We start from the raw sequence: 11,162 nt of genomic DNA, 5'->3' as shown, positions 1-11,162 counted from the left end.
TTCTCCACGTCCGTTTTCAGTGTCCGAATGCCCTCCGGCCACTTTGAACAAGTCGAAAAAATCTCATGTTCAACCTTATTTCCTAGAAAGTTTTACTCGTTCAAGGCCGAATTTGAAGTCTTTTCTGAACGAAACCCCTTGCTATCTGTTGTCAAGGTTCAGTTTTTAGCTTGGTTATCGCTTTTTCCATTGTAGCTTAAAGCCGTCCTAAAAGGACGGGGTTTTAACCCAAATTTTCGATAAAAGCCACAAACATTATATGTAAGCTAAAACTGGCGGTTTTTTATTCCCCCAATTGCCAAGTCATTTCCTCACCCGCTCGTAACGGCACCAGTCCAGATTCGGGAAATGGCAATTCATCGGGAATGCGCCAAGGGGTTTTGGTTAATGTGATTTGTTCGGTATTCCGGGGGAGTTGATAAAAATCTGGACCGTGAAAGCTGGCGAACCCTTCCAGTTGCTCGAGCGCATCAACGCTCTCAAAAGCTTCTGCGTACAACTCTAGGGCGTGCAGAGCCGAATAACAACCCGCGCAGCCACAGGAACTTTCTTTGCTGTAGCGAGAATGGGGTGCGCTATCGGTCCCTAGAAAAAACTTGGCATTCCCCGATGTTGCCGCTTGCAAAAGTGCCAAACGATGCTCCTCTCGTTTCAAAATCGGCAGGCAATAAAAATGGGGACGAATGCCACCGCTAAAGAGAATGTTTCGGCTAAACAATAAATGTTGGGGCGTAATTGTGGCGGCGACATTGTTGTTAGCAGAGAGAACAAACTGGACCGCATCAGCAGTGGTAATGTGTTCAAATACGACCCGCAGTTTCGGAAATCTCGTTATCAGTGGGATTAAGTGCCTCTCAATGAACACTTTCTCTCGATCGAACACATCAATATCTCCATCGGTAACTTCCCCGTGCAGTAGTAGCGGCATATCCAGCTGCTCCATCGCTGCCAAAACGCGATCGCACTTACGCAGGTCTGTCACCCCCAAGTCGGAATTAGTTGTCGCACCGGCTGGGTAGTATTTCACCGCTTTGACAAACTGGGAGGCTTTCGCCGCTATGATTTCTTCGGGACTGGTATTATCGGTCAGATAGAGGGTCATCAATGGCTCGAATTGTTGACCCTCTGGAACTGCTGCCAGAATGCGCTCGCGATAGGCGGCAGCATCAGCGACTGAGCGCACTGGGGGCTTTAAATTCGGCATGATAATGGCACGGGCAAACTGACGCACCGTATGGGGTAAAACCGCTTTCATTGCCGCACCATCGCGGAGATGAAGGTGCCAGTCGTCGGGTCGAGTCATTCTGAGTCTTCGCATTGTTCAATCATACTACGGTTAGGGATGCCATTACCAAGCACAAGGGTTTTAGTTGATTGGAACGAACCTTTGATTTTAGCGGCGAAATTAATATAATTCCCCTTGACAAAATCCCAAGACTTGACATATACTTATTTATATAATGGGAATCCGTGCCTGCCTGCGAATCCCTCATTTTCAGGCTAGATAGACTTAAAAAAATTAACCTTTAATTCCGTCTCCCAGTAAGACTATTGTGGGCTGCCTCTCAGTGCTTCTACCATTGATACAATCATATTATTGTAGGGGCGAATTGTATTTGTCCTCTTTAAGGGGGAATAATAATACAATTGAGGATGCGGTCAATCCCCTTAATCTCGATGGTCAATAAACTATACTACGGTGATAACCTAGAAGTGCTGCGTAAATATATCAAAGATGAATCGATCGATCTTTGTTATATCGACCCACCCTTTAATTCTAAACGCAATTACAACCAAATTTATAACAACTTAGGCAAGGAAGATCAAGCACAAGCACAAGCGTTTGTGGATACCTGGACATGGGATAATCACGCTAACGAAGCTTTAGAGGAAATTCAAAGCAACTATCAGGGTAAATTTACCAGTCAGACTATCGATTTAATTGACGGTTTGACTAAAGTTTTAGGAAAAGGCAGTCTTCTCGCTTATCTGGTGAGTATGACTCTGAGGATTGTGGAAATCCATCGAGTTTTAAAATCTACTGGTAGCTTTTATCTCCACTGTGATCCCACTGCTAGTCATTATTTAAAAATAGTTTTAGATACGGTTTTTTGCTCTCAGGGGGGTGATTTTAAAAATGAGATAGTTTGGAAGCGTTCCTCTGCTCACAGTGATACAAAACAAGGAAATGTAGTTCATTTAGGCAGGATTCATGATGTAATTTTATTCTATACAAAGTCTATGAATACCTTAAGAAATGAACTTTATGAGTCTCATAGCCAGGAATACATTGAAAAATTCTATAAATATCGAGATACAAATGGAAGACTGTATACATTAGATAACATAACTGGACCAGGAGGTGCTTCTAAAGGAAATCCTGAATATGAGTTTTTAGGGATTACTCGCTATTGGCGTTATAGTAAAAACAGAATGGAAGAACTTTATCAACAGGGTAGAATTATTCAAACAAAACCTGGTACAGTTCCTCGCTATAAACGTTATCTTGATGAGATGCAAGGTATTCCTTTACAAGATTTATGGAATGATATTTCCCCTATTTCTTCTCAAGCAAGAGAACGCTTAGGTTATCCCACGCAAAAACCGGAGGCATTATTAGAAAGAATAATCAAAGCAAGTAGCAATAAAGGAGATGTAATTTTAGATGCCTATTGTGGGTGTGGAACGACAATTGCTGTAGGGGAGAGATTAGAGAGAAACTGGATTGGAATTGATATAACCTATCAGAGTATTAGCTTAATGTTAAAGCGATTAGAGGACTCCTTTGGTAAAAATGTTTTAGACAAAATTGAACTGAACGGTATTCCTAAAGACATGGAATCAGCGCAAGCATTAGCCACTAAACCCGATGATCGTACCCGCAAAGAATTTGAGAAATGGGCGGTTTTAACCTATAGTAATAACCGGGCCGTGATTAATGACAAAAAAGGGGCAGATAAAGGAGTCGATGCTATTGCCTATTTTCAGGGAGATAAGGACAACCGCGAGAAAATTATTTTTCAAGTAAAATCCGGTAATGTCAAATCGGGAGACATCAGAGATCTACAGGGAACCATGACACTACAAGGGGCAGCCCTGGGTATATTTATCACCTTGAAACCTCCTAGCAAAGATATGGTTCAAACGGCCAAATCTGCGGGAATTTATCGCGGTCGTTACATGAGTCAAAGTGTGGATAAAATTGAGATTGTGACAGTACAAGAAATCCTTGAACAGAAAAAACGTCTCGATGTTATCCTCACCTTTGAAGTCCTGAAAGCTGCCGAAAAACAAAGGGAAACCCAAGGACAACAAATGAGTTTAGATATACCCTTCCCCGAATAAAGTTTTTTTCTATTTTTCTAAAAAAGACTTGACAAAATCCCCGGACTTGACTCATACTCTCTGAGGGTACGGGTAGAAGGTGGAGGCTATCAGTCTCTTGTCCACACCAGTCCGTTAGATTGTCGGTAATCTCGATTTCCTCCCTACTGATTCGGGGAGGGGCAGAAAAACCCCATCTTTTCTCGATTTATTTTTTTATCTCCCAGAAAATGCGTAAACTCTTTTCCGCTTTCTTCCTCGCTGCCTTAATCACCACCCCCGTTATCCTACCTTCTCCAGCCTTAAGCGAAGTTCGTAAAGAACGGGTACAATTCAAAGCAGGAACATCTGGAACAACCATTCAAGGCAAAATCAAGGGAGAACAGGTCGTCCAGTACCTAATTCGCGCTAATGCTGGGCAGAATATCTCCCTTGCCTTCAATAGCGATAATGGGGGTGCTTCTTTCAACCTTTTTGCACCGGGTAAAGTCCCCGGCAAGGATGCGGCGATGGTTATCGGGTCTAACGCCGGTAACGCTTATGAAGGAATCCTACCAGCGGATGGCGATTATACGATCCAAGTGGGTTTGATCCGCAATTCAGTGCGTAATAATGAGGTAGCTAATTATCGCTTAAAAATCTTTATTTCCAATTATTACAACCAAAGCGATGCCAAAGTACCCGGGACAAATTACCATGCTACGGGTAGTGTTACCTGTTCTATGGGCGACGGAAAACCGGCGGGATCTTGTCCCTTTGGTGTCACTCGTCGAGGTAACGGTAGTGCAGATGTCACTGTCACCAAACCCGACGGCCGCAAGCGTATCATTTTCTTTGAAAAAGGGAAAGCGATCGGCTACGATGTTAGTCAGGCGGACTCTGGGGCGTTTAGTGCCTCGAAAGAGGGCGATATTTATTTTATTCGCATTGGCAAAGAACGCTACGAGATTTTTGAAGCGATCATCTTTGGGGGTTAGGTGCTGCTTTTCGTAAGCGCCAAGCATAAAATCTCCATTTAGGATAGTTTGAAGCACATCTTGGCCTTTAGGAAGGTTTTAAAACCTCCTTTGGTTATTTTTAGGGATAGGGTGATAATTTTGTTAAAATATAGGTCAGCCTTAACCTATAATTGAATTGAGAATGTATGATTCTACCTGTAAATTTATCGCCCTTGAATATTCGAGAGACTTAGCCACTTGGTTACTGGGTAAACCCTTAGAATTAACAGAAATTAAACCCTCGGAATTATCCCTAGAGCCAATTAGAGCCGATACTTTAATCTTTTTGGAGTCGGAAGAATTAATCTTACATATCGAGTTCCAAACCGAACCTAAAGAAGATATTCCCTATAGAATGCTAGATTATGCCACCAGACTCTATCGACGCTATCCCGATAAACCTATCCATCAAGTGGTTATTTATCTGAGGAAAAGTGACTCCCCCAAAGTCCGACAAAATGATTATAAACAAGGGAAAACCTCTCATCAATTTGAAGTGATTAGACTCTGGGAACAACCCTCGGAACCCTTATTAAAGGCTCCCGGACTGTTTCCCTTTGCCATACTCGCTCAAGCTGAGAAACAAGAAAACTTACTGCGGCAAATTGCCCAAGAAATCGAGCAAATCAGCGATAGTCGAGAACAAAGTAATCTGGCTGCATCTACCGCTATTCTAGCCGGGTTAGTATTAGAGAAAGACATCATTCAACGATTATTGAGGAAAGACATCATGAAAGAATCAGTTATCTATCAAGAAATCTGGTCTGAGGGTTTACAAGAGGGACGACAAGAAGGAGAAGCTAACCTAGTTTTACGTCAATTAAATCGGCGGATAGGGGACATTTCTCCCGAATTATTGCCCAATATCCGCAGTCTTGACCTAGAACAGTTAGAAAACTTGGGAGAAGCTTTGTTAGATTTTCAGTCACTACAAGATTTAGAACAATGGCTGGAAAATTGCCGAGCAAGTTAGTACAAAGCAACTAAATGCGGTCTATCCATTCCCATTGAAGCAGGAAGCTCTCAACCACCTTGAGAGTAGTTCACACTTTAATCTATTCCGCGGTAGAGATCGGCGATCGCTAACTCTAGGTTAATACTTTGCAGGATCACCCGATCGTCTGTCTCGTAAATAGTCGTTTCCCATGTCCCCAGAGAATTACGACGACGGCATTCCACGCGCTGGATTTCTTGGGAAATTAATACATATTCTTCTAACGTTTCTATCTGTTGATAATCTTGGAATTTTTCGCCCTTGTCAAAAGCGGCCGTACTGGGGGAAAGCACTTCTGCGATCAGTTTCGGATAGCGTTTCAGATAACGATCTTGGCGATCGCGAGGATCGCAGGTAACAAAAGCATCGGGATAGTAATAAAACTGATCTTGATAGTTAACCTTGACATTACCCGAGTGAAACCGACAGTCTGTAGAGTCGCCGAAATGCAGGTTAACCAGAGCGAGTAGATTAAGGGCAATGCGATCGTGATTATCCGTACCGCCGGCCATCGCATAAACCAAACCACGTCGGTATTCATGACGGATCTGACTCTGGCGCTCGATAGCGAGATATTCTTGGGGACTGATGTAGTTGGGAACTGCGATCATAATCTCTAGGGGAAAGCCTAGTATTAATCATAGTACGAGAATGGCTTTGGCTCTCTTATTCTTTGTGTGATCAGTTTAACTTACATAGCGATCTATCTTTGTGTTCTTCGTGTCTTTGTGGTTCCTGACCCAGAGAGCCGATAAACCAGCGCAAGAGGGCAAAATCTTGATAAACTGAGGGGATAACTATCCCAGACAATCCCCATGACCACTCACTTTATTAGTGCCGAAATCGACCTACAGGAAACCCCACAACAACTGCAGCAAGAAATCGAAAAAGAATTGGCCAAACGCGGTGAACCCTTGCGTTGGGCAATCACAGAAGTAGATACCGAGAATAATCAAGTCAAAGTCGAAGCGATTGTCACCACTGCCTCGTGAATTCCCGTCCCTATACCGCCGTACTAATTATTCCCACCGGCATCGGGGCAGCGATTGGCGGTTATGCTGGGGATGGCATTCCCGTGGCCAAAGCGATCGCCCAAGTTTGCGATCGCCTAATTACCCATCCCAATGTCCTTAATGGCGCACAACTGTACTGGCCTCTAGCCAACACCTATTATGTGGAGGGTTACGCTTTAGATCGTTTTGCCCGGGGGGATTGGGGGTTAAGTCCCGTCCATCAAAATCGCATCGGGTTACTATTCGATCGCGCCATTGAATTTGACCTCTTGCAAAGACACCTTCAGGCTGCCGATGCTGTCCGGGCTACCCTAGGCTTAGATCTCACCGATTACGTTATCACCGATGCCCCCTTAAATGTGCAGTTGCGAGAGGCAGCCTCTGGGGCCAGTTGGGGAACAATTGGCAATCCCGACAGCTTGCTGCGGGGGGCAGAAAAACTGATTAACCAGGGCCAGGCAGAAGCGATCGCCATTGTTGCCCGTTTTCCCGACGATCCCGATAGCATTGCCCTGGCTAATTATCGCCATGGTCAGGGGGTGGATCCCCTTGCTGGGGCCGAAGCGGTGATTTCCCATCTAGTAGTCCGACAATTCCAAATACCGGCAGCCCACGCTCCCGCTTTAAGTCCGCTGCCCCTCGATCCGCAACTTTCCCCCAAGGCCGCAGCCGAAGAAATCGGTTATACTTTTTTACCCTGCGTTTTGGTGGGTTTAAGTCGCGCCCCCCAATTGGTCAAGCAGCCCAGTCCCGATGCTATTTGGGGCCGGGAGGTGGACGCGCTGATCGTTCCCGCCAGTGCCTGCGGCTCTAGCACAGTTTTGGGTTTTTGTCAAGAAAAAACTGTACTGATTGCCGTACAGGAAAATAGTACAAGGATGAAGGTGGCCCCGGAACCTCTAGGGGTGAAAGCAATTAGGGTACACTCATATACAGAGGCGATCGGTGCGATCGTTTGTCAACGGGCCGGGGTTAGCCTAGCATCTCTTCGCCCTAATTTAAACTCTTTACGCTGTTTATCCGAGAATCCGTGACTAATTCCCCTAATTCCGAATTTGATCCCCTGACACGCACACAAGTCCTCGCCATTATGGCGGTAACGGCGATTATCTTGCTGGTAGTCGCCAAAGTTTGGCAATATTTCGGTGCGATCGCTATTCCCGCCATTCGCTTGACTCTCCCGGATTTCCTGTTCGGATTAGCCTTAGCGGGGGCAATTAGTGGAATTAGTGGGCTTCTATATCGTTTTTGGTCTAGTTATCGCCATAGTGCTAACGCTTACTTAGAATTAGTCATTAAACCTTTAGCTTGGCCCGATTTAATTTGGATTGGATTACTGCCGGGGTTAAGTGAAGAATTATTATTTCGCGGGGTGATTTTGCCGGCTTTGGGCTTAAATATCTTTGGTTTAACCGTTTCTAGTCTGATTTTTGGTATCCTCCATTTTAGCGGTTCCCAACAATGGCCCTATGTTATCTGGGCAACTGTTGTCGGTTTTGCCCTCGGTTATACCGTCATCATCACCGGTAATTTATTAATCCCGATCCTCGCTCATATTATCACCAATCTCCTCGCTAGTTTTCTCTGGAAATTACAGCAGAGTAATCAGTAATCAGTTATCAGTTATCAGTGGGGAAGTTATCAGTAATCAGTAATCAGTAATCAGTAATCAGTGACTACTCCCTACTCCTGTCTCCTATAAAAAATATGGAAGTACAATTTCGCGAATTTAATCCTTTTGATGTCTGGTTTTGGCTGGAATTTTCGACGGTTCCCTCGAATATGGAACAGCAATATGTAGAAGAAGTTTTTGCCTCTTGGTTTTATTTGGGTAAATTAGGGGCTTTCAATGCCGAAAACCTACAGGTACAGGAGGTGGGAGTCGATATTAGTTATATGGAATACGATCCAGATATGGCCGAAAATGCCTTTATGTCACCGATGCACAATATGACCGATTTTGAATACTTAGGTACTTGGGGACGTTGTTGGTTTGACCTTGGTACTAGCGATCTTATTGCTTTAGATATTTTAATCAATGCCTTGACCCAATTAAGTAAGGATTTTGTCGATATTAAACGTTTAATTATCGGTGGAGAAAATCAAGATTGGCCAATTAGCGATCGCAGCAATTATCTCTTTAGCGAATAATTAGGGTTTACTGAAAAAGTTTCTTGGTGGAGTCAGAAGTCAGTAATCAGTAATCAGTAATCAGTAATCAGTAATCAGGAGATTATTTTTATTTATTTTCCCATCTCCCCACACCCCACACCCCAGTTAAAAACATCTATGCTTAATCTCATCTCCCTTCCAGAAATTCCCGCCGCTGCTTGGAAACGTCCTCTGGGCAAAGGTTGGGAAAAACCCTACAGCGTCCGCTATGCCAGCAATTTAGATGATGGTCCTTGGCATGGGATGCCCCTGGGAGGATTTGGGGCCGGTTGCATCGGACGTTCCCCCAAAGGTGACTTTAACCTCTGGCATCTGGACGGCGGTGAACACAGTTTTAATAGCCTTGCAGCCTGTCAATTTAGCATTTTTGAACAAACAGAAGACGGAAGCGCCCAAGCCTACGCTATGGCGACGGAAAGCCCGACGGATGGAACATTATCGCGCTGGTCGTGGTATCCAGCCGAAAAGGGAACCTATTGGGCCCTTTATCCCCGCAGTTGGTACGAGTACAAAGATGTTTTTCAGACTCAATTAATTTGCGAACAATTCTCACCGGTTTGGGCGCATAATTATCAAGAAAGTAGTTATCCTATTGCCCTATTTGAATGGACGGCTCATAATCCCACCGATAAACCGATTACTATTAGTATTATGCTGACTTGGCAAAATACAATCGGTTGGTTTACTAACGCGATTAAATCCCCAGTGGTTAAGGTGAGAGATGATGGTAGTCCCGTCTATGAATATCAATCAAAATCGGGGGAAAGTGAGGGTAATTATAATCAATGGATTGTCGATAATTTCCGCGTTGGCTGTCTAATGCGTCGGGATTACGAAAACCCCGGGGAAGGGGATGGACAGATGGCGATTGCTAGTATTACTAATCCGAGTCTAGAGGTATTTTATCTGGGTAAATGGAACCCTGCGGGCGATGGGGGCGAAGTTTGGGACTATTTCGCCATGAATGGCTCTTTACCGGATATTGAGGACGAAACCCCCGCCCAAAAAGGGGAAGAAACGGCCACGGCCATGGCGATTCGTTTTAGCATTCGTCCGGGGAAAACTCGCAAAATTCCTTTTATTTTAGCTTGGGATTTACCAGTCACCGAATTTGCTCAAGGAATTAACTATTATCGTCGTTATACGGACTTTTTCGGTCGCAATGGTCAAAATGCTTGGGCGATGGTACGCACGGCTTTAAAACACGGCGATACATGGCGAGAAAATATTATTAACTGGCAAAAACCGATCCTAGAACGCACCGATCTGGCCGATTGGTTTAAAATGGCTTTATTTAATGAATTATACCTGTTAACGGACGGCGGCACTCTCTGGACGGCAGCCACGGAACAGGATGCGATCGGTCAATTCGGAGTGTTAGAATGTATTGATTATCGTTGGTATGAAAGTCTCGATGTGCGTCTCTATGGTTCCTTTGGGTTATTGATGTTATGGCCGCGCTTAGAAAAGGCTGTGATGGAAGCTTTTGCCAGGGCAATTCCCACCCACGACGACACTCCTCGGATTATCGGTTATAACCAAGCTAGTGCCATTCGTAAGGCCAAAAATGCCACTCCCCACGATTTAGGCGCGCCCAATGAACACCCTTGGCAAAAGAGTAATTACACCAGTTATCAAGACTGTAATCTCTGGAAAGATTTAGGCAGTGATTTTGTTTTATTAGTCTATCGGGATTATTTATTAACCGGTTCAAAAGATGAGGATTTTCTGCGAGAATGTTGGCCGTCTATCGTCCTAACTTTGCAATATTTAAAAACTTTTGACCTTGATAACGATGGCATCCCCGAAAATTCTGGCGCGCCAGACCAAACCTTTGATGATTGGCGTTTACAGGGAATTAGTGCCTATTGCGGTGGTTTGTGGATAGCGGCGCTAGAAGCGGCGATTAAAATTGGTGCAATTCTTGGGGAAGATACGGCAATTTTTGCCAGTTGGTTACAACAATCTCGCACTATTTATCATCAGACTCTCTGGAATGGAGAATATTATAATTTAGATAGTGGTAGTGGTTCTGATGTGGTGATGACTGACCAATTATGCGGTCAATTTTATGCCCGTTTATTGGCTTTACCGGATGTGGTAGAAAATCAATACACGCAATCAGCTTTAAGTAAGATTTATCAGGCTTGTTTTCTCAAGTTTCATGGGGGAAAATTTGGGGCGGCAAATGGGTTAAAACCCGATGGTACTCCCGAAAATCCCGAGGCAACTCATCCCTTAGAAGTTTGGGTAGGAATTAATTTTGGGTTGGTGGCTTTTTTGATGCAAATGGGAATGGAAAAGCAAGGATGGCAAATTACAGAAGCGGTGGTGAAACAAGTCTATGAAAATGGCTTACAATTTCGCACTCCAGAAGCGATTACATCGGTGGGAACTTTCCGCGCCTGTCATTATTTACGCGCCATGGCTATCTGGGCCATCTATGGGGTTTTGACGGAATTTCAGGGATAAATTTTCGCAGCTCTGGAGCGAGCCAGTTCTCGTCAATGGCTAAATTGTTATATTTAATTAGGGTCTGCTGAATAAATCTAAAAACCTTGTTGGGTAAGACTTTTAGACTTTTTGTCAATCAAAAAGTACCAGGCATGGGAGTGATCAGGGGGAAAATTCAGGTACTTTTTCCCTGAAAATTAGGTAGTT

At 44.2% G+C, this 11,162-nt stretch carries 10 protein-coding genes; 8 read left to right on the top strand and 2 right to left on the bottom strand.

The window, feature by feature from the left end; translation table 11 throughout:
* Window positions 1-283: 283 nt before the first annotated feature.
* Complete coding sequence (gene pyrC / locus IM319_RS09645) at window positions 284-1,318, bottom strand: dihydroorotase (protein ID WP_353737511.1); 1,035 nt, start codon at window positions 1,316-1,318, stop codon at window positions 284-286.
* 359 nt (window positions 1,319-1,677) lie between these two features.
* Here pyrC and IM319_RS09640 point away from each other — a divergent pair, with 359 nt between their 5' ends.
* The 3 genes from IM319_RS09640 (at window position 1,678) to IM319_RS09630 (ending at window position 5,295) form a co-directional block, all read left to right on the top strand.
* Entirely contained in the window at window positions 1,678-3,345 is a 1,668-nt protein-coding gene (locus IM319_RS09640; RefSeq protein ID WP_287687612.1) for a DNA methyltransferase, read from the top strand.
* A gap of 209 nt (window positions 3,346-3,554) precedes the next feature.
* On the top strand, window positions 3,555-4,301 hold the full coding sequence (locus tag IM319_RS09635; protein ID WP_287735440.1) for a hypothetical protein: 747 nt from the start codon (window positions 3,555-3,557) through the stop codon (window positions 4,299-4,301).
* Window positions 4,302-4,464: 163 nt separating this feature from the next.
* On the top strand, window positions 4,465-5,295 hold the full coding sequence (locus IM319_RS09630; RefSeq protein WP_287735438.1) for an Rpn family recombination-promoting nuclease/putative transposase: 831 nt from the start codon (window positions 4,465-4,467) through the stop codon (window positions 5,293-5,295).
* Between the two features lie 77 nt (window positions 5,296-5,372).
* On the opposite strand, the gene IM319_RS09625 is transcribed toward IM319_RS09630, so the two are convergent.
* Window positions 5,373-5,927, bottom strand: coding sequence for a Uma2 family endonuclease (locus IM319_RS09625; RefSeq protein WP_287735436.1), 555 nt, complete (start codon window positions 5,925-5,927; stop codon window positions 5,373-5,375).
* Between the two features lie 204 nt (window positions 5,928-6,131).
* Here IM319_RS09625 and IM319_RS09620 point away from each other — a divergent pair, with 204 nt between their 5' ends.
* The 5 genes from IM319_RS09620 to IM319_RS09600 all read left to right on the top strand — a co-directional run bounded on the left by IM319_RS09620 (window position 6,132) and on the right by IM319_RS09600 (window position 10,973).
* On the top strand, window positions 6,132-6,308 hold the full coding sequence (locus tag IM319_RS09620) for a hypothetical protein (RefSeq protein ID WP_002734354.1): 177 nt from the start codon (window positions 6,132-6,134) through the stop codon (window positions 6,306-6,308).
* Window positions 6,305-7,363: a DUF3326 domain-containing protein gene (locus IM319_RS09615; RefSeq protein WP_287735435.1), complete on the top strand. Its 1,059-nt coding sequence runs from the start codon at window positions 6,305-6,307 to the stop codon at window positions 7,361-7,363. Before IM319_RS09620 ends, IM319_RS09615 begins: the two co-directional genes overlap by 4 nt.
* On the top strand, window positions 7,360-7,941 hold the full coding sequence (locus tag IM319_RS09610; protein ID WP_287735434.1) for a CPBP family intramembrane glutamic endopeptidase: 582 nt from the start codon (window positions 7,360-7,362) through the stop codon (window positions 7,939-7,941). The genes IM319_RS09615 and IM319_RS09610 overlap by 4 nt, the downstream gene beginning before the upstream one ends.
* A gap of 95 nt (window positions 7,942-8,036) precedes the next feature.
* The gene (locus tag IM319_RS09605) at window positions 8,037-8,480 is read left to right on the top strand and encodes a DUF3531 family protein (protein WP_079206944.1); all 444 of its coding nucleotides are present in this window, start codon (window positions 8,037-8,039) and stop codon (window positions 8,478-8,480) included.
* 138 nt (window positions 8,481-8,618) lie between these two features.
* A complete protein-coding gene (locus IM319_RS09600; protein ID WP_287735433.1) occupies window positions 8,619-10,973 on the top strand; it encodes a GH116 family glycosyl hydrolase in 2,355 nt (784 codons plus the stop codon).
* Window positions 10,974-11,162: the final 189 nt, after the last annotated feature.

This window comes from Microcystis sp. M113S1 (assembly GCF_020246945.1).
In the GTDB taxonomy this organism is placed as follows: Bacteria; Cyanobacteriota; Cyanobacteriia; order Cyanobacteriales; family Microcystaceae; genus Microcystis.
Note: the sequence above shows the minus strand (reverse complement) of the source record. Positions and strands in the feature narration are given on the sequence as shown.